Annotated in this window: 14 protein-coding genes and 7 pseudogenes; 3 read left to right on the plus strand and 18 right to left on the minus strand. The window is 59.8% G+C overall.

The genetic code is table 11. The features are described 5' to 3' along the window. Positions 1–21: 21 nt before the first annotated feature. The 12 genes and pseudogenes from NKI63_RS20720 to NKI63_RS20775 form a co-directional block, all read right to left on the minus strand. Positions 22–1218, minus strand: a complete 1197-nt coding sequence (locus NKI63_RS20720) for an ROK family transcriptional regulator (protein WP_352466330.1) — start codon at positions 1216–1218, stop codon at positions 22–24. A 583-nt stretch (positions 1219–1801) separates the two neighbouring features. Then, a complete protein-coding gene (locus NKI63_RS20725; RefSeq protein WP_352466329.1) occupies positions 1802–2206 on the minus strand; it encodes an ester cyclase in 405 nt (134 codons plus the stop codon). Positions 2207–2254: 48 nt separating this feature from the next. Further along, the gene (locus NKI63_RS20730) at positions 2255–2848 is read right to left on the minus strand and encodes an NADPH-dependent F420 reductase (RefSeq protein ID WP_023721580.1); all 594 of its coding nucleotides are present in this window, start codon (positions 2846–2848) and stop codon (positions 2255–2257) included. A 65-nt stretch (positions 2849–2913) separates the two neighbouring features. Continuing rightward, on the minus strand, positions 2914–3372 hold the full coding sequence (locus NKI63_RS20735; RefSeq protein WP_023721579.1) for a nuclear transport factor 2 family protein: 459 nt from the start codon (positions 3370–3372) through the stop codon (positions 2914–2916). A 42-nt stretch (positions 3373–3414) separates the two neighbouring features. Next, positions 3415–4284, minus strand: coding sequence for an SDR family NAD(P)-dependent oxidoreductase (locus NKI63_RS20740; RefSeq protein WP_031194731.1), 870 nt, complete (start codon positions 4282–4284; stop codon positions 3415–3417). Further along, positions 4268–5350, minus strand: a complete 1083-nt coding sequence (locus NKI63_RS20745; RefSeq protein WP_023721577.1) for an LLM class flavin-dependent oxidoreductase — start codon at positions 5348–5350, stop codon at positions 4268–4270. Before NKI63_RS20745 ends, NKI63_RS20740 begins: the two co-directional genes overlap by 17 nt. 22 nt (positions 5351–5372) lie before the next feature. Then, positions 5373–6299: a pirin family protein gene (locus NKI63_RS20750; RefSeq protein ID WP_023721576.1), complete on the minus strand. Its 927-nt coding sequence runs from the start codon at positions 6297–6299 to the stop codon at positions 5373–5375. Positions 6300–6324: 25 nt separating this feature from the next. Then, the gene (locus NKI63_RS20755) at positions 6325–6927 is read right to left on the minus strand and encodes an FMN-dependent NADH-azoreductase (RefSeq protein ID WP_023721575.1); all 603 of its coding nucleotides are present in this window, start codon (positions 6925–6927) and stop codon (positions 6325–6327) included. 358 nt (positions 6928–7285) lie between these two features. Further along, positions 7286–7771, minus strand: a complete 486-nt coding sequence (locus tag NKI63_RS20760) for a cupin domain-containing protein (protein ID WP_352466328.1) — start codon at positions 7769–7771, stop codon at positions 7286–7288. A 13-nt stretch (positions 7772–7784) separates the two neighbouring features. Further along, positions 7785–8362 (minus strand): annotated as a pseudogene (locus tag NKI63_RS20765) (acetoacetate decarboxylase family protein). 196 nt (positions 8363–8558) lie between these two features. Further along, positions 8559–9292 (minus strand): annotated as a pseudogene (locus tag NKI63_RS20770) (isochorismatase family protein). Beyond that, a complete protein-coding gene (locus NKI63_RS20775; RefSeq protein WP_023721570.1) occupies positions 9264–9665 on the minus strand; it encodes a DoxX family protein in 402 nt (133 codons plus the stop codon). Before NKI63_RS20775 ends, NKI63_RS20770 begins: the two are co-directional and overlap by 29 nt. Before the next feature lie 135 nt (positions 9666–9800). Between NKI63_RS20775 and NKI63_RS20780 the strand changes: the two genes are divergently transcribed. Further along, complete coding sequence (locus NKI63_RS20780) at positions 9801–10676, plus strand: LysR family transcriptional regulator (protein WP_031194727.1); 876 nt, start codon at positions 9801–9803, stop codon at positions 10674–10676. A 378-nt stretch (positions 10677–11054) separates the two neighbouring features. On the opposite strand, the pseudogene NKI63_RS20785 reads toward NKI63_RS20780, so the two are convergent. Continuing rightward, positions 11055–11320: pseudogene (locus NKI63_RS20785) on the minus strand (ABC transporter permease family protein); the annotation flags it as partial. Positions 11321–12047: 727 nt separating this feature from the next. Here NKI63_RS20785 and NKI63_RS20790 point away from each other — a divergent pair. Further along, positions 12048–12302: pseudogene (locus tag NKI63_RS20790) on the plus strand (IS5/IS1182 family transposase); the annotation flags it as partial. Positions 12303–12992: 690 nt separating this feature from the next. Here the strand turns inward: NKI63_RS20790 and NKI63_RS20795 are convergent. Then, positions 12993–13849: pseudogene (locus NKI63_RS20795) on the minus strand (MBL fold metallo-hydrolase); the annotation flags it as partial. Then, positions 13836–15356, minus strand: a pseudogene (locus tag NKI63_RS20800) (aminotransferase class V-fold PLP-dependent enzyme). The pseudogenes NKI63_RS20800 and NKI63_RS20795, both read right to left, overlap by 14 nt. Before the next feature lie 78 nt (positions 15357–15434). Between NKI63_RS20800 and NKI63_RS20805 the strand changes: the two are divergent. Next, positions 15435–15917: an Lrp/AsnC family transcriptional regulator gene (locus tag NKI63_RS20805; protein WP_352466327.1), complete on the plus strand. Its 483-nt coding sequence runs from the start codon at positions 15435–15437 to the stop codon at positions 15915–15917. A gap of 185 nt (positions 15918–16102) precedes the next feature. Here NKI63_RS20805 and NKI63_RS20810 read toward each other — a convergent pair whose 3' ends face one another. The 3 genes and pseudogenes from NKI63_RS20810 to NKI63_RS20820 all read right to left on the minus strand — a co-directional run bounded on the left by NKI63_RS20810 (position 16103) and on the right by NKI63_RS20820 (position 18416). Continuing rightward, a complete protein-coding gene (locus tag NKI63_RS20810; RefSeq protein ID WP_352466326.1) occupies positions 16103–16795 on the minus strand; it encodes an amino acid ABC transporter permease in 693 nt (230 codons plus the stop codon). 18 nt (positions 16796–16813) lie between these two features. Continuing rightward, on the minus strand, positions 16814–17530 hold the full coding sequence (locus NKI63_RS20815) for an amino acid ABC transporter permease (protein WP_031194726.1): 717 nt from the start codon (positions 17528–17530) through the stop codon (positions 16814–16816). Between the two features lie 59 nt (positions 17531–17589). Then, a pseudogene (locus NKI63_RS20820) lies at positions 17590–18416 on the minus strand (transporter substrate-binding domain-containing protein). Between the last annotated feature and the right edge of the window lie 10 nt (positions 18417–18426).

Raw genomic sequence — 18426 nt, forward strand, 5'->3', positions numbered from 1 at the left:
AGCCTGAGGACCCTCTCATGATCAAGGTAAGGCAGCTAGCCCACGAAGCGCCAAGCCGACGGCACCGAGCACCGCATCATTCTCCGCCAGCTTTCCGATCATGACGCGGGTGCGCATCGGGGAAGGCACATCGCGTGCCTTCATCAGCGTGTGCTTTTCGTAGACCGCAACGAGAGGCTTGAGCAGCATGTCGCCTGCTCGCGTCATACGCCCGCTGACGATGACGAGCGGCGGATTGATGATCGTGCCGATAAGGGCGAGCCCTCGGCCGGCCTGTTCCGCCATGTCCTCGATCATTCGACGCGCGCCCACATCACCCTGGGACGCCATCGCCGACACGTCGTAAATAGTGATGATGCGCCCATAAAGCCTCGACATCTCTTGCAGGGAGCGATCGACGCCAATCTGAACTTCGAGGCATCCACGGTTGCCGCAGCGGCACAATCCGCCATTAGGCTCGATGCTCATGTGACCGAATTCGCCGCCCCCTCCGGCGACCCCAGTGATAACTTTGCCGTTGCGAACGATCGCGCCGCCCACACCGAGATCGAGTTTCAACAGGACGAAGTCTTCATAACCGGCGGCTGCACCCCACATCATTTCGGCCAGCGCCGAGCAGTTGCTCTCGTTGTCCGCGAAGACCGGCTTCTCCAACACGGCGCCGAAAATCTGCGAAATGTTCACTCCCGCCCAGGTTGGCATGCCGTTGGCGCGCTGCACCATGCCCCCAGGGCTGACCGGCCCGCAGACCGAGACGCCGACGCCGAGCAGGGCCGAGATGTCCAGCCCGCAAACCCCGTAAGCCACGGTCACGATGTCCCTCACGACGGCCGCCGCGCATTGGGGCGAATAGCCCGGTTCAACTTCGATACTTTTCTCCAAAATTACTGAATGTGAGACATCGGCGATCGCCAGGCGGATGTCCTGCTGGTTGAGGTGAACGCCCACGCACGTGCCGGCACGCGGATTGAGCGTTAGCGGGGTCGCCGGTCGGCCGATTGCCCTAGGGGTGCTATTGGTCGCAGGTCCCTCAATGACAATTTCCAAGAGCTTCAGCTCCGCCACCGCGGTTGACACGGTAGAGCGAGCAAGTCCGGTGAGCCGGGCAACCTGTGCGGCCGACAGTGGCCCGCGCTCACATAGCGCCCTCACGATTTGGCTGGTGACGAAAGCTGACGTTGCGTTGCCCAGCAACGATCTCAGCGCATTCTCATTCAAAATTTCGCCTCACATCCGGCGCCTCTGCGCAATTCGTTTGTCTCAAAAATTTCCCAGCCAAGCTTAGGCCTCCTGACCGATGATGTGGAGGGAGTGCCCTCACCGTGCTTCACCCTACAACTGGCAAGGTCCGCGACTTCACAATGCTCCGCAAGGTGGCCATTCTGGATACGGCAAAGCTGAGATGCCATCGCGTCGATTCTTCTGTTTGTGGACATATTCCAACGAAATCGCCTCCGTGCCTGCCGGAGAAGGCGTTTAAGGCTGCCACTTGGTCGTCTGCGGCCACGATGGCCGAGATCTGCAAAGTTCAAATCAGCGAAAGCGAATGAGGCCGCCATCCGATGCTTGTAGCCATGTACGCCAACGCCGCCTTGCGGAAGTCCCAATACTCGGCAGCCGCGACCTGTTAACGAAGATGGCGAAGCTCGAAGGACAATCGCGGCTCGCTCTGTTCGCTTCGTAGCTTGCCGTCCGCACCGCGAGCAACACGAGAACTGCCAACACCGCCTGAAACGCCTCGGCCATCATATCAAACAGTCTCGCTAGCAGGTACGCCCGTGCGAACCATTGACATCCGCGATCATCCTTGAAGTTGCTGCATAAGCGTCGAGAAGTCCGCAACTTCCCAATGCTCGGCGAGATGCCCATTTTCAATTCGGTAGAGCCGAAACGCCATTGTATTGATCTCTCTGCCAGTGGCCTTGACACCGGCGAAATCGCCTTTGTGCGTCCGGCGGACGGCATTCAGGACAGCAACCTGGTCGCCTTCGGCGACGATCGCCGAAATCGGTAGCTTCAGATCAGCAAACGCTGAGTGAAGCCCCGCGAAGTACTGCTTGAGCGCCTCGCGCCCCCGACCTTGCCCAGCCAGATGGTCGTCATAATCCTGCGTAACGATCTCGTCGAAGACGCTGAAATTCCCGCTTTCGATGGCGGCGAAGAATCGCCGCCCCAGTGCTTTGTTCCCTTCTAAGTTTGAGGACATACCGCCTTCTCCAATTCAACCTTTCGCTGCCATCGTGGCGCGTGCTGGTCATCCGAGTTGAACGAATTCCTGGCCGGAAACACCACCGCCGAACTGCTGCGCACGGCCGCCTTCAGCGATACCGCCCAGATCGACGGCGGCGAAGCCGAGGCGCTCGACAAGGTCCACGACAGCGAGCCGAGCCGATGGATCGTCACCCGAGACGAACAGCACACGACGGCCGCCGAGCACCGCCGGGTCGGCCCCGAGGATTGCGGCCGGAAGCGTGTTGAAGGCCTTGACCACACGCGCACCCGGGACGGCGTCAGCAACGATCTCCGTCGACAAACGACCCTTGAGGTCGCGCGGCGAGAACGCCGGGAAGTCGATCGCGTTCGTGGCGTCGACCACGATGCGGCTGTCCCATTCAACATCCTTCACTGCATCCTGTACTGCGTCGAAAGGGATAGCCAAAATGACGACGTCGGCCCGGAGAGCTTCGGAGGCAGTCACAGGCTTTACGATGGGCCCAAGTTCACTAACCAAACCAGCCAAGCTCTTTAGGCCCTTCGAGTTGGCGATGGCGATGTCGATTCCGTTGGCAACGAAACGCCGAGCGAGCGCGGTGCCGATCGCTCCCGATCCAACGATGGCGTAGTTCATCTTTTCGCCCTTCCTGATTCGTCAGCTTTCGCGGTCGGAGGCGGCTTTGCGTAACCGTTTCCCTTTCAGAACATTCCATTTGCATTGGCGCGAGGAATGTTTGGCGCGATCAACGGGGCCGAGTTCTGCGGATCGCCGACCACCTGCAAGGTGTCCCAATGCTCGATCGCTTTGCCGTTGGCATCCATTTTGTAGATGTCGACGCCGGCGATCCCGGTGTCATTCGGGTCGTCGTTGAAAAGATTCAGAAAATTCACATGGGCCCAGACGTAGTCGTCGAGGGCGATGATTTTGTGGACCACGACGCGCGCCAGAGCGCGTTCCTTGTTGATCTGGCCAAAAAACTGCGCCAGGGCGACTGGCCCATCTGCGATCAGGGGATTGTGCTGGATGTAACCCGGCGCGATGAACTTGGGCACATATTCTTCCGCCTTCTTCTGGTTGATCACCAGATCATAGAAGCCAAGGATGTTGTCCTTATTGCGAACGGCACGGCTGTCGTTGCCGTCTACGAGCTCAAGCATGGGGTATCTCCTTCTTATGAAGTGTGGATTTGCTGGAAGGCCCTAGCTCAGGCCGGCGACTTGAAGCCGGAGCCCATCCAGTTCAGCGTCGGACTTCTCGCGAGCTGCGCGGAGCATTTCGTCGGCGTCCTGTCCCACCGGCGCGCGGCTCGGTGCAGGTACCTGTTCGGCCAGTTCGACGATACGCTTCGCGGCCGCAGCCGACTCGAGCCCACTGCTCTGCATGCCGTTGAGCGTGTTCGCGAAGGTTTCGAATGTTTGACCGTATAACTCGCGCTGTTCAGAGGTCATATCGTCCGCGACCCGCTTTAGAGCGGCAGCCGTTTTCGCCGGTCCCCCAGTCTTCATATTGCCTGCCGCAGCCACCACGACATCGATGCCGAAGCGCTTCAGCTCGGCACGGTAGACGGCCGCAAATACCTCCAGGGCGACCTTCGATGCGCCTGATGGCCCATTGAACGGGAGCGGTACGCTGGCGGTCCAGGTGCTCACCTGGACGATGCGACCGCGCGCCTTCCTCAATGCGGGCAGGAACGCATTCATGACCGAGAGGGCGCCGAACACGTTGACGTCGAATTCGCGCCGGATGGCGTCGAGCGGCAAAATCTCGATCGGGCCGGGGGTAAGGATCCCTGCGTTGTTGATCAGAAGATCGAGGGCGCCATCGCCGAGCGCGTCGGACACGTCGTCAGCCCAGGCTTTCACGGCCTGTTCCTTGGTCATGTCGCAGACGGTCAGGCTGACGCGTCCACCGGAGGCGTCCTTCAGATCCTGGACCTCTGCGGCGGACATGGCCGTGCCGAAAACAGTATAGCCCTTGGCCGCCAGTCCGAGCGCGATGTCGCGGCCAAGGCCACCGCCAGCGCCGGTGACTGCGGCGGAGCGTCTCAAGTGTTCAGAAGAGTTCGGCATTTGAGGTCTCCTTTTCAGTCGGTGCCCCGTGCTTTGACCGCGCCGCACGGACGATCGGCGCTACTTCGGTTCCGAGCAGCTCGATCGAGCGCTTCATCGCAGCGGTTTCGAGGGATGCCGTGCTCATTTGGAAGGTGATCCTCGATACGCCGCCGAGTGCGCTGTCGGCATCGAGCATCTTGCTGGCGACAGTGTCCGGATCACCGATCAGAAAGGCGCCCTCCGGGCCGCACATCGCCTCGAACTGCTGGCGCGACGGTGCAAACCAACCGCGTTCGCGGCCAATCGTCGTTGTCAGATGCGCCCAGCCGGGGAAGAAGGCATCCTTGGCTTTTGCGATGGTCTCTCCGACGAAGCCCATCGCATGGGCACCGACTGTGAGTTGCTCAAGCGCGTGCCCGGCGCGCAGTCCGCTCTCGCGGTAGAGATCGACGAGCGGGCGGAAGCGCTCAAAGCTGCCGCCGATGATCGCGACCATCAGTGGGAGGCCGAGCGTTCCGGCGCGTGCGAAGGATTGCGGCGTACCTCCGACGCCGAGCCACACCGGCAGGCGCTGCTGATGCGGCCGGAGGAAAACGCCTTGCCCGGTGAGTGCCGGGCGGAAGCGCCCCTCCCACGCGAGGTGGGTCTTCTCGCGAAGCTTGAGGAAGAGCTCGAGTTTCTCCGCAAAAAGATCGTCATAGTCCTCCATCCGAAAGCCGAACAATGGATAGGCCTCACCGAAGGAACCGCGGCCAACGACGATCTCGGCACGCCCCTTCGCGATCAGGTCGAGGGTTGCAAACTCCTGAAACACCCGCACAGGATCGGCGGCGCTCAGGACCGTGACGGCGCTCGTGAGGCGGATACTCTTGGTGCGGGCAGCCGCGGCCGCCAGAATGATCGCGGGTGCGGAATCGAGGAATTCGGCACGGTGGTGCTCGCCGATGCCGAACACGTCGAGGCCGACGTCGTCGGCAACCTCGACCTCCTCGAGGAGATCGGCCATGCGGTCGGTTGCCGAAGGCAGTTTGCCCGTCGCCGGATCAGGGAGGATTGCCGCGAAACTGTCGACACCGATTTCCATAACACCTCCTTGCAATGTGTTGTCAGCCGCGGGGCGCAATGCGCAATGGGTCAGGAGGCAGCGGGATGAACTCGGTCTCGCCAGCGATCTCGGGAAAGCGCCCCTGCCGCCAGTCGTCCTTCGCCTGTTCGATCCGGTGCTTGGAGCTCGAGACGAAGTTCCAGTAGATGTGGCGCGGCTCGGGAAAGGGTTCTCCGCCCACCATCATCAGATGGGCGCCGCTGCGCGCTTGCAGCACGATCTCGGCGCCGGGCTTGAAGACCACGAACTGCGCTTCGCCGAAGCTGCCCGTCTGGCCCGCGACTTCAATCTCGCCCGAGACGACAAACATCGCGCGCTCGATATGCTGGGCTGGGACCTGCAGGCGCGCGCCGGGCTTGAGCACGACATCGACATACATCAGGTCCGAATAAACCGGCACCGGCGAGCGTTCTCCGAAAGCTTCGCCCGCAACGATGGTGAGCGAGACTCCGTCCGCTTCGAGCGCAGGCAAGAAGTCTTCGGCATGATGGGAGAAACCCGGCTCCATCTCTTCCAGGGCCTTGGGCAGGGCGACCCAGATCTGCTGGCCGAACATCGCCCCGCCCTGCGTCTGGAATTTCGCAGGCGAACGCTCCGAATGGACGATGCCCCTGCCCGCCGTCATCCAGTTCACGTCGCCGGGCCGGATTGTCTCGACATTGCCGGCGCTGTCGCGATGAACCATCTCGCCCTCGAGTAGATAGCTCAGCGTCGAAAGGCCGATATGCGGATGCGGCCGGATCTCCGGGCCGGCCCCGGCGCGGAACACGATCGGTCCGAAATGGTCGAGGAAGATGAAGGGACCGACCGTCCGGCGCTGCGCAGACGGCAGCGCGCGACGAACCTTGAAGCCATCACCAAGATCCCGAACAGGTGGAAGCAGAACCTCTTCCACCGCTAGGTCGACCGTCGCACTCGAAATGGTCATTGCCGCCTCCTGTGCGTGGCGTGGGTCAGGCGGCTTTAGCGAGCGCCTGCATTGCACCCGAGAGCGCAGCCTCGCGCGCTTCAGGCCCGAAGCCGATCTTCTCGGCGTGGATGAAAGTGACATCGGTCAGCCCGATGAAGCCCAGAAGGGTCCGCAGATAGGGTTCCTGGAAATCCATCGCCTGAGCGGGACCTTCAGAGTAAAGACCGCCCCGAGACTCGATGACGAAGACGCGCTTGCCGGTCAGCAGCCCCTGCGGACCCGCCTCCGAATAGCTGAACGTCTCGCCAGCACGCAGAACGTAATCGAACCAGGCGCGCAGGCCGGTCGGGATGCTGAAATTGTACATCGGCGCGCCAATCACGACGGCGTCCGCGGAGCGGAGTTCGGCAATCAGTTCGTCCGAAAGAGCTCGGGCGGCGAGTTCCGTGTCGGTCGCGGGCTCGCCGCGGACACCCGCCACATCGGCGGTGGTAAGATGCGGAACCGGCACGGTACCAAGGTCGCGACGAATAACGGTTGCGCCGGGGCTGGCCTCCAGCAAGCGGTGAACAGCTTCCTCGACCAGAATTTTGGAAACGGACCCGTCGCCAAGAACACTGCTGTTGAGGACCAGAATACTTGCCATAACACTCTCCTTGGTACTGACCGATCCAAGATGCTGTTCAAAGGCGCGCGACGGTAGCCTCGCACAGCGCCAAGCTGTGTCGCGAAAACTGGAACGGCTGCGTCGGACGTAAACCTAGATCGAGGCGGCTGCGTATTCACCGCAGCGGCGTGCCGAAGGCTGCATGACTATGCCCGTATAGCCTCGCCTGCCTGTTGCTTCGGTATATCGAGCGCGGTCACCGCTCGCTTTCCGCTTCCCGCCCACGGCCATGATCACCCGCGTGCGGCGCCTCGTATGTCTCCCAACGGCATCGACTGCACTGAAGCCAAGAAGGCCAGAACCGGATCGCATGATCCGTCGTTTCGTCCGCGGCTTTTTACTTCCGCAGCGTATTCCACGGTGCATCGCTGGAGACATCGACCACCTCGTACCCTGTCGGTCTGACGGAGGGTCCGAGGATTGCGGCGATCTTCGCGGGCTGGTCGCCGGTATTGAACGAGGCGTGCACGACATCTGCCGGGATGAAGGCGGAATCGCCGGGACCGAGGATGCGCTTCTCACGATCGATCCACTGCTCGACCTGCCCGGCAAGGACAAGCACCACCTCTTCTTGGTCGGGATGCTTGTGGAAACTGTGTCCTTTGCCCGGATCGAAATTGACCTCGATCACCGTGAGTTGCTTGGCGCCCGTACTGGGCGGATCGCTGAGCCGCCGGGACGATCCAAAGTCATCGACCTTGAGCTGGGCTTCATTCGCGATAACGAATCTACCAGGCATCGGATTGCTCCCCACATTTGTTCTCTGATTTGGCAGCTCTTGAGTTTGACCGAATGCCGCATCAAACGGCAGAGCGGCGCTCAATGCTCCACGCGCGCTAAGCGCAAGGACGTCGTGCGTAAAACTCCAGTGCCGACCGCACGAATTCGCACACGGCCAGGGGACCGCCGGGAACCGCCGAGCCGATGACCCGCAATCCGAACGCCTTGACGACCTGCGGATTGTCCGCACTGATTTCGCCGACCAATTGGCTGGGGCGGAAAATCCCTTGCGCCAGCACAACGTCGGCCGGTCGCGACAACCGGGCCGTGACCAGCCCGTACACATTGGACTGGTTCATGTCGAAATCGATCTCGCCCAGCAGCTTCGGATACCCCTCTCTCTCCCGCCCGGCGAGCATTCCTCGTTCGTTGGAAATGAAGATGTGCGGACAAATCCGACATTTTCGCCGCGGAAACGCGCGTGGATGATGTGGATGTATTCCCGGAACGGACCGACGCTGCTGAACCCGTAGGACAGGAACATCACCGACACTTTGGTGTCTTGTTCGATTTCCAGGTCGGGAGGCAGCAACGCCGCCGCCGCCTCCGCATTCGTCCGATAGCTGAACGTCACCTGGTTCACGCCCCTGAACGACGCGTTTGTGAAACTCAGAGGGTCTGCATGTACTGGCATCGTTTGTGCCAGGATCCCGAGTCAGTTTGCCACGCATTGTCACGTGGCTCCTTCCGCCAAGTTTCCGATCCCCAGGTCGAGCCTGCATCGAGAAGCGAGCCCCGGGGGCGTCATTCAGAGAGCCGAGGCTGCCTGCGAGGAGATCACTCGGTGGCGCCCGCAACTCGCCATCAGCAGCCAGTCATGGCGCATCTCGTCAGGGAAAACGCTGCGGCCTTGCGAGCTTCTGAGCCTCGGGCATGTACCACTTGATGACGTCCCGGGCCGGGTCGGCGAGCGCCGACTTCCAATCGCGGAACAGCTCGGTGACTAGCGCGAGAGACGTATTCGGGACCGCACCGGCTGCCGTCAGGCGTTCGATCGCGGTGCGGTGGGCGAGCTGTGACATGCCGCCAACCGCGTCGACGACGAACATGGCTTCGTAGCCATCGTCCATTGCGTCGATGACCGGGAATGCCAGACAGATCTCGGTGTAGAGCGCGCCGAAGATCAGCCTCTTCTGCCCGTCTTTTCGACAGCGGCCCGGAATGCGGCATCTTCCCAGGCATCCATCGAGCTTCGGTCGATGACTTCGACGTCGGACAGTTCGTCCCTGATCGAAGCTCGGGTCGGACCGTTCACGCCCATCTCAACGCCGACCGTGCTCAGCACCACAGGGATATTGAAAGCTTTGGCGGCCCTGATCAGAAACCGGACGTTCAGATCGATCTCGTCCGGTGTCGTCTCGGACTTCACCTTCTCGAACATCTCTTTCTGATAGTCGATCAGGATGAGCGCGACCTGTTCCGCAGTCCAGACACCGTGGGCTTCACTCATAACGATTTCCTTTGTCTGGGCGTGAGTAGGACACGCGACCGGGTTTGCTGATGCCCGGTCGTCCCAAATCATCGGCTGGTTTGCTTCAATGCACGGGCTGGGTCCGGCGGGCATCCAGGCTTAACGAGCCCGCGCCGAAGGCAGCGACCTGAAGCAGACCACCGGCAATAGCGATGTTCTTGAGGAAATGGATCAGTTGGTTCTGGTCCGCGAGATCATGGTGAAACGCCAACGCGGCCGCCACGCTAAAGCCCGCCAGGACCAGGGCGATGATCCGTGTCTGATATCCAATCACGAGCAACACCCCGCCTCCGACCTCGACGATGATCGCGATCAGGTAGCCGAGAAGCGGTGCCGGAAGACCCGCCGAGGCGATATAGCCTTGTGTCATCGCGGGGGCCGCGATCTTGCCGAGGCCGCTCAGAAGAAACAGAACGGCGATCAGCACACGGCCGGCAGCCGCAAGTGTCGTGGTTTGATTTTGCATTCGTGATACCTGCGCTGTCTGAAAAGGGTGGTCAGAGGCCCATCGGCCTCCACCAATCCACACACATCGTTCCCGAAGGCGATGTGGTAGTGTTACATCAAGGCAAGCTGTGTCGCGAAAAGTGGAACGCTCATGTTGGACCTTGAGGACCTGCAAACATTTGTCGAAGTGGCCGATGCTGGCGGCGTCTCGCCGGCCGCCCGCCGGCTCGGGGTCTCCAAATCCATCGTCAGCCGGCGACTGTTCCGGCTGGAAGCGGAACTTGGTGTGCAGCTTCTCGCACGGACCACCCGGGGCGCCGCGCTGACCGAAGCCGGCGTCACGTTCCGCGACCACGCGGCCCGGGTCTGCGCCGAAATAGATGTCGCGCGGGAGACCATCCTGCCCGCTGGCGAGCTGCGCGGGCGCCTGCGGATCGCAGCGCCGCTCTCCTTCGGAACAACACATCTGGCGCCGGTGTTTGCAGAACTTGCGAAGCGCCACCCGCTGCTGAGCGTGCATGCGTCTTACAGTGATCGCTTCGTCGATCTTGTCGGAGAGGGTTTCGACTGCGCCATACGTGTCGGCTACCTTCCCGACTCCGACCTGATCGCGCGTCGCATAGGGCCGATCTATGGAAGGCTCGTCGCGAGTCCGGATTACATCAAGGAGCATGGAGCTCCAGAGACGCTTGACGACCTTCCGATGCACCAAGCCGTGTTGCAGGGTACGGAAGCTTGGCAACTTATCGACGCAGACAAGACTGTTACCGCTCACCCGCAGGGACGGTTCAAGGCGGACAACGGCGTCGCGCTCGTCGCCGCGGCAGTGGCGGGCCTAGGGATCGCCGCGCTGCCGGATTTCCTGACCGAGGACCATTTGGCTTCCGGCGCCTTGGTCCCGGTGATGACACGCTATCGGTTTCCTGAGGCCGGCATATATGTCGTCCGACCGCCGGGACAGCACCCGGCGCGGAAAATCCGGGTGCTCACCGAACTGATGATCCAACATTTCGGCTCGGCGCCGGGATAGGGTAAAGGCGAACCAAGGCGCACCCGTGAGCATCGAGATTGATCGCGGCCTCCACCGGCGCGCCGATTACAAGTCAGCTCCCGACAGTATCGCCGGCACTGCAACAGGCGTCTCCAGAGTGTTCAGGACGAAAAGCAGTTGCCGATCTTCCGCTTCATCTAAAGTTCTTGGATGGCAAGAGCTGTCAGGAATCGGGCGACATAGGGGCCAAACGCTACATTTCGCATCGCTCATGCGAGTCCAATGTCACGGCGATGCGGTGATGCCGCCGTAGACGTAGACGTAGAGCGTACGGCCGTTGATAAAACCTTCAGGCATCGGAGGCGAGGAAGACGCCGCCACCGCGCCCTTGCTGCGCGGGTCCTGACGACGCTTCGCTCAGGTCCGTACCCTAAGGGCTTGCTCCAGCCGATCGGCAATCTGTGTGACGATATAGGCAATAACCATATAGATCACGACGGCAATTACGAAGGCTTCGAGGTAGTAGAAGTTCAGCGCGGCGGTCAGCTGGGACTGGGCGAATATATCGACGACCTCGATGGCAAATCCGAGTGAAAGCGCCTTCATGATGACCATCATCGAGGTTGTCAGGTCGGGAATTGCGTGAGAGCCACCTGAGGAAACAGAATCCGTCGGAACATTTGGCCGACGATGGCAGATGCGGCTCCAATTGGTGGAACCTCCTAGTGAGAAATGGAGGTGCCGGATACTGGCCGCTCAAATTTCTATTGTAGCTAGCTTAACTTTAAGTATAGTTGATCATCTAAATTTCTCTGTAACGCCGGCAATTCTCGGATGGGGTTTATGCCTTCCATTCGAGGAAACGCGCGGGCCTTGTTTGCCGATCACGGCAACTCCGTGAGTGCCATCGATGAACTGATATTCCCAGTGCCAAAAAGCTTCTGTTTCTAGCGACGAATTTACTGTCAGGACGATAACATGCGGGTCGTTAGTGCCATTTGGATTTTGCTTCGTCGACTGCCACGGCCCTTGCTGTCCGTCACGCTGCTGGGCTGGGCTTTTATGGTCTGGTCAAAGATGGTTCCCACAACACCTGATCTTTGTTTAAGGGGAACATTCGCGCAGGCGCTTACGGCTAGGGCTGAAGCGGCGGTTGCAGGGGTGACCTGACGCTGGTCGCGTTATCGTGGTGCGCTATGCTGATGGGGATGATGGCCCCGCTGCTGGCGGCGCCGTTGGCCCATGTTTGGCAGCAGACCATTGGGCCTCCGCGGTAGCACGCAAGTTTGCTGTTCATGTTTCCCTACCTCTTGGTCTGGCTGGCAGTCGGCGTCGTCCTGATCCCGATTGTGGACCTGATCCAGGTGTCATTCTTGCCAGCGCTCTTCGGCGGGGCCATCGCTCTGATTCAAAGGCCGCAAGCGCCACATCATTACCGACACCGAGGGACACTTGGTCGGGCTGACGGTGCACACGGCTAACATCCAGGACAGGGATGGGGCAGTCGGCGTCAGCGCCTCCATTCGACGGCTTTATCCCTGGTTACGCCATCTGTTCGCCGACGGCGCCTATGCCGGAGAAAAACTGTCGCAGGCTCTGGCCAATCTCGGCACATGGACCATCGAAATTATCAAGCGCTCCGGCGCGGCCAAGGGCTTTGAGGTGGCTCTTCTCCGCTCGACGATGTGGAAAGGATAGGACTGGCATTCGCGTCGTGTAACTTAGACGTCCGCGCCTTAATGCGGCAAGACCGGTCGCATCTATGTTTGAGGGCATCGCGTTGAAACACCAAGAGCGCTAAGGGAGAACAAGCGGTGATTTTGGTGGGCGATCGCTATGATCGCTGCCCGGGTCGCCCGCAGTCAACTGTGCCGGCCATGGGAACGAGTTAGGAGCGCCAAATCCGGCTATTTAGTTGCGCGCGAGGAACATGAAAGCCGCGATCAGCCTTCGGTAGTTCCGGCCTGTCTGGAGCACCTATCAAATTGCTCTAGTCGACTGGAATCGCGCCAAATCACCAGTACATACATCGGCTACTTGAGCTTCGCCTCAAGCTTTTCGTCCCCAAAAGAATTACCTCCCAGGTGTGGCTCGATATCCGAAGCTTTATGATCCTATCCCACATCCGAGATATCCCCTCCGATCGATAATAGTGTTGCAGACGCGCCACTGCAATTGCTTACCGCGATCACTTCCGAGGATTGCTGATCCCGAGGACGTACATCAATAGGGCGTGGCGAGGATCGACTCGCCTCAGCCAATCGGACCGAGCGTACATCCGATCAGTGATCCTGAAGCGATCGCGCGCAGGAACTGCTGGAGAGAGCCATCCAATTCGTCGCTAATCCGGCGATGCGGCAGCGCGTTGAGCGGGATTTTCAGATAACGCAGGCCATTTTCCTCGACCTGAGGCAGCTCTCCTCCGCGAATATTGACCTGGAGGGCATGCAACATGAGCCTTGGCATCGGCAATGCCCTGTCTCGCGCCTCTCGAAGCCTGATGAACGCACTCCGAGATTGACCGGCGACGTGCTGGTTTTTCTCTTTCTGCTCCGCCACCGAACTCTCCCACAGAGCCTGGCGCCCTCCCGGCCTGTAGTCGTGACCGGTAAAGAGACGGGTCTCGCCGGGTAAGCTCAAAATGTCCTGGATGGACTGCCACAGATCAGCTGCGCTGCCGCCTGGAAAATCTGCACGGGCGGAGCCGCTATCGGGCATGAAAAGTGTGTCGTGAATGAACGCTGCATCGCCGATGACATAGCTTATCGACGCCAAGGTGTGTCCTGGCGAGTGCGTGACGCGCGCTTCCAGCTCGCCGATGTTGAAGGTCTCGCCGTCGCAAAACAGCCGATCCCATTGTGAGCCGTCACACGGGAGATCCGAGAAGTTATAGATCCGTTGCCAGATCCGCTGCACTTGCTTCACGCGCCCGCCGATCGCTGTCGGCACGCCGGTTTTTGCCTTGAGATAACCCGCGGCCGAAAAGTGATCGGCATGCGGATGGGTGTCCAGGATCCACTCGAGCTTCAAATTGTGGCTGTTGATGTAGTCGAGGATCGTGTCGCATTTGTCGTTGCCGTCGAGCCAGACTTTTCGTCGAAATCGAGCACTGGGTCGACGATGGCGCATCTTCGCGAACTCGGGCATGCAACGACATATTGGATGCTGCCCGTCCGTGCATCGTAGAAGCCGACGACTTCAGGCTGCTGCATGGGCGATGCCCTCGACTGCGGCTCGCGGGAAAAAGATCGCCCGGCCAGGGTCGAGGTCGTAGTCACGCTCGAAGTCCGTTGCGTCGGACGCAATCTGCGCCACGGCATCGAGTATGAACTGCACCTTCTCGTCCGGCAGCAGAACGCTGAAATTCAACCGGGTGAATCCCGGCTTTTTCATTTCGTCGCCGGAGAGAATGGCTTGCCTGATTTCCTCGGACTGCTCGTCGTCGATCGACAGCAGTCTGTGAACATACGGGCCGGCACAGGCGCAGCCACCGCGAGCCTGGATCCCGAATCGGTCGCTAAGCATGCGCGTGATCAACTGCTGGTGGACGTAGCCGCCCTTTCCGTTTTTGACCCTAAAGGAATAGATCGGAAGCCGGTCAGGACCCGACAGGCCGAGGAGCTCCAGCCGCGGCACGTCTTTCCATGCGCGAAAAGCACGACGCGCAAGCTCGCGATTGCGCGCTACCGTCGCATCAAGTCCGATCGCATCTTTGACGATGAAGGCCAGCGCGGCTCGTATGTCGCCGATCACGTTCGGCGTGCCGGCTTCCTCGCGTGATTCCAGGCTATCGCTGTAATCGTGTGTTTTGGGTGAGACGAACTTCACCGTCCCGCCACCTGGCCACGACGGCTTTGTCTCTGAAAGTCCATCGCGTCGAACGATCAAGATGCCGGAGGCACCGGGGCCCCCGAGGAACTTGTGAGGCGAAACGACTATCGCGTCGATCTCGGCATCAGGGGCGGGCGACATGGAAATCGGCAGATAAGGACCTGCGCCGGCATAGTCCCAGATCATCTTTGCGCCGGCGGCGTTCGCCATCGCGGTGACGGCCGCGACATCGCTCGTGATGCCCGTTACGTTCGAGGCCGCGGACATGGTGCATATCGTCAGAGTTGGCGACCGGTCCGCAAGCGCGTCCTTGAGGTGAGACAGGTCAGGCCCGCCGGACGGATCCTCGGCGATTCCACGATTTCTGCTCCGCTCTCGCGCCAGGGCAGAATGTTGGAGTGATGCTCATAGGGACCGATAATGATCCGAGCGCGCTTGCCCGCTGCCACGGCTTCGGCGACGCCGAATAGCTTGACGAGGCGGTTGATCCCCGACGTAGCGCCGGAGCCGGTGAAGATCACAGCATGCCGTTCGGTGGCCCCGCAGAATTGACCGACCAGGGCGCGCGCTTCCCGACGCATGCGGGTCATGAAGCCTCCGCAATAGGAGGCTTCCGTGTGGCTGTTGGCGTAGTACGGCAGGACCTCCTCAAGCACAAAGCGCTCGATCTGACGGAGTGCGCGGCCTGACGCGACATAGTCGGCGTACACCAGGTCCTTTTGCCCGTAGGGACCCACGATTTTCGCCGTCGATCCCACAAGCCCATCCCGGAGGTCGGCGGTGACGTCAGCCTTTTTCTTCAGCCCCTGGCGGAACTTTGACAGAGGGGTCTCGGTCTGCCCTGTCGTCGGGCGAGCTGCTTGCACGGTCATTCTCCCCGGCTCGGATGTTGACTCGGATTGTAGCCTGCTCCACGGTCGAAAAAATTCACCTATTTTCTGCAATTTCTTGCAAAGAGCGTGTCAGATGATCGAAGATCGGGCGAAAATCGATGTATTTGATATGAAGATTTTGACGGCCATGCAGATCGATGCAAGCCTTTCGCAGCGAGATTTGGCGGAGAGGGTCGGCCTGTCCCAGAACGCGTGCTGGCGGCGGATCCAGCGCCTGCAGTCGCTAGGTCTTATCCGGGGGTCGCACAGCAATATCGATCTGCGAGCGCTGGGTCTCGACCTGACGGTTTTCGTAATGGTCCGCACTCGCCACCATTCCAAGGAGTGGAGTGAGGCGTTCCGTGCCCATGTTGAACGGTTGCCGGAGGTGATCGATTTCTATCGGATCGGAGGGGACTGGGACTATCTGATCAAGGTCGTGACGCAAGGCATGTCCGGCTACGATGCGTTCTACCAGAAACTGATCACGAACTTCGACCTGGCTACGGTGACAGGCTTCTTCTCGATGGAAGCGATCATCAACAATCGTCCAGTGGATCTGACCAATCTGCGATAATCCGGCGCGCAATTGGGACGCGCCGCTGGCCGTCGAGCAAGCCTTCGGCCGCAGGCCCCGCCAAGGTGTCTATTACAAGCCCACAGATCTGGCTGCGAGCTGGCCCCGCACGTCGGCTGTTTGCAGGCTCTCAACAGAGCCTTGAGTTCCTCCGCCTTGATGCGCGGGTTCCGACGACGCTTCGCTCAGGTCCGTACCCTAAGGGCTTGCTCCAGCCGATCGGCAATCTGGGTGACGATATAGGCAATCACCATGTAGATCACGACGGCAATCACGAAGGCTTCGAGATAGTAGTAGTTCAGCGCGGCGGTCAGCTGGGACTGGGCGAATATATCGACAACCTCGATGGCAAATCCGAGAGAAAGCGCCTTCATGATGACCATCATCGAGGTTGTCAGGTCGGGAATTGCCGTGAGAGCCACCTGGGGAAACAGAATCCGTCGGAACAATTGGCCGTTCGTATAGCCCAGCGAATAGGCCGCGTCTGACTGACCGGTGTCAAAGGCGTTCAGGGCTCCCTTGATAATCTCCGATTGGAACGCAGCGATACAGCCTGTCACCGCAATAATAAGGATAACCGAGTTGGGTGTTTCGTGGGCGTTGAAGTTGACCCCGAGCAACGAGAGCAGGAACTGGAATGCCGGGGGCAGACCGAAATAGGCGAGGAAAATCACGATGACCATCGGAACGCCCTTGAAGACGATCTTGTAAGCCATGATGAGCTCTCGCAGCACCGGGACTCGTCTATATTCGACGAGTGCGAAAATGCTGCCGACTAGCGTCGACAAGACGAAAATCGTCAGCGCCATTCCAAGCGTTACAGGTACGGCGCCCAGAATTTCCTGGGTGTCCTGGAGCAAAATTTCGGTATCGAACATGGTTTAATACCCTTTAGGTCAGACGCTGGCGATGGCCGCGTTCTTGATCTGAGCTGTTGTCGTGGCCTCAGGCGCCTGCATCGGCGAGCGAAGCTCGAACAAGTGCACGATGAACCAGGCAATCAGGCACATCAGCGCATAGATGACGGCCAGGACGAGGTATGTTTCGAACTGGTACTGGTTATAGTCGCGCTCCATGATCAAGTGCGCGGTCGCCATCACGTCGGCCGCCCCGATGTACATGACCAGCGCAACGTTATGGATCAGGTAGATGATGGAATTTCCATAGCCAGGCAATGCGAAGTGCACCGCTTGCGGGCCCACGATGCGGGTGATCTTCTGGCGAAAGGTATATCCTAGACTGTCGGCCGCATCATGCTGGCCGCGATCGACGGCCAGGTATGCGGGCCGAAGGACTTCCGACAGATAGCCGCCGTGGTAAAAGCTCAGTCCGACCATCGCAGCGATCGTCGGCGAGAAGAAATCTGCGGAGCCGAACAGGGCCACCAATAGGGGGAGCCCGTAGAACGCGACGAACAACTGGAGGACGACGGGAACGCTGCGGGCATAGGACACGTAGAGGTCGGTGAGGTGGCTGACCACTGGTATCCTGCGAATCCGCAATGTTGTCGCAACGAGCGCCAAGCAAAAGCCGACCAACATGGCGGTAAACGTGATAGCGAGCGTCAGCGGCAATGCCGAGAGCAACTCGGGAATCATAGCAGAAACATCCACTTTGAAACACTCCTTCTTGCAATTCAGCCTTGCCGCTGACGATATCTACTCAGATCGCATCATTTCATATACTTGACGATGCCTTCGCCAAACCACTTCTGCGAGAGCTTTTCGATCGTAGCGTCGTCTTTCAACTCCTTCAGAACTTTGTTCACGTCATTGACCAGAACCTTGTTTTCATCTGACTTGTGAATAAGCATATAAGTATTGTGGTGAAGACTGGTTCGGACGCCACGATGTCGAGCTTCTTTTCATCGATGACGGTCTGCTCACCAAGATTTGAAGGCAGGACCAGCGCGTCGAACTTGCCGTTCTGAACTTCGTCCAAACGGTTTGGATACGGGATTCCGGCGCTCGACGCCGTCACGTCAAGCTTGTATTGCGGATTTTCTTTTTGCCAGTTCATGATGAACTTATAGGTTCCGCCGCCAGCCGTGGTCGGAACGATCCTCTTGCCGACCAGATCTTTCATTTCTTTGATGCCGCTGCCCTTTTTGCTATAGATCTTCATCAGGCTGGCGCCCATGGGGTTTTCCGGAATGAAGAACTGCTTGGCGCGCTCGGGTGACTTGTAGTAACCACCGACCGCGATGTCGTACTTCCCGGTGGCAAGGCCGGTTTCCTGCGCGATGTCCGAGACACCTTCCATTTCGAATTTGTACTGCGGCAGCTTTGCGTTGATCGCTTTGAGGAGTTCGGGTTCATATCCTTGTGGTTCGACGCCGATCGCCCCCCACGCCAGCGGCTTGGATTCTGCCGACGTTGCGATCTTGATCGTGCGAACGGTCTGACCATTGCTGATCCCCGCGGTTGCAAGAGCAATTGCGATGCCGCCGGCAACAGCCAGGGCAGCGCGACGGGAAAAACTGGATGTGATTGCAGACATTTCTTAGGTT

Origin of the sequence: Mesorhizobium sp. M0410 (assembly GCF_040321435.1) — a bacterium.
Classification (GTDB): Bacteria; Pseudomonadota; Alphaproteobacteria; order Rhizobiales; family Rhizobiaceae; genus Mesorhizobium.

Excerpts from the sequence above, each read along its gene's own strand:
- NKI63_RS20725 (WP_352466329.1), bottom strand. The coding sequence starts at position 2,206 with ATGTCCTCAAACTTAGAAGGGAACAAAGCACTGGGGCGGCGATTCTTC.
- NKI63_RS20730 (WP_023721580.1), bottom strand. The coding sequence starts at position 2,848 with ATGAACTACGCCATCGTTGGATCGGGAGCGATCGGCACCGCGCTCGCT.
- NKI63_RS20735 (WP_023721579.1), bottom strand. The coding sequence starts at position 3,372 with ATGCTTGAGCTCGTAGACGGCAACGACAGCCGTGCCGTTCGCAATAAG.
- NKI63_RS20740 (WP_031194731.1), bottom strand. The coding sequence starts at position 4,284 with ATGCCGAACTCTTCTGAACACTTGAGACGCTCCGCCGCAGTCACCGGC.
- NKI63_RS20745 (WP_023721577.1), bottom strand. The coding sequence starts at position 5,350 with ATGGAAATCGGTGTCGACAGTTTCGCGGCAATCCTCCCTGATCCGGCG.
- NKI63_RS20750 (WP_023721576.1), bottom strand. The coding sequence starts at position 6,299 with ATGACCATTTCGAGTGCGACGGTCGACCTAGCGGTGGAAGAGGTTCTG.
- NKI63_RS20755 (WP_023721575.1), bottom strand. The coding sequence starts at position 6,927 with ATGGCAAGTATTCTGGTCCTCAACAGCAGTGTTCTTGGCGACGGGTCC.
- NKI63_RS20775 (WP_023721570.1), bottom strand. The coding sequence starts at position 9,665 with ATGCAAAATCAAACCACGACACTTGCGGCTGCCGGCCGTGTGCTGATC.
- NKI63_RS20805 (WP_352466327.1), top strand. The coding sequence starts at position 15,435 with ATGATCGAAGATCGGGCGAAAATCGATGTATTTGATATGAAGATTTTG.
- NKI63_RS20810 (WP_352466326.1), bottom strand. The coding sequence starts at position 16,795 with ATGTTCGATACCGAAATTTTGCTCCAGGACACCCAGGAAATTCTGGGC.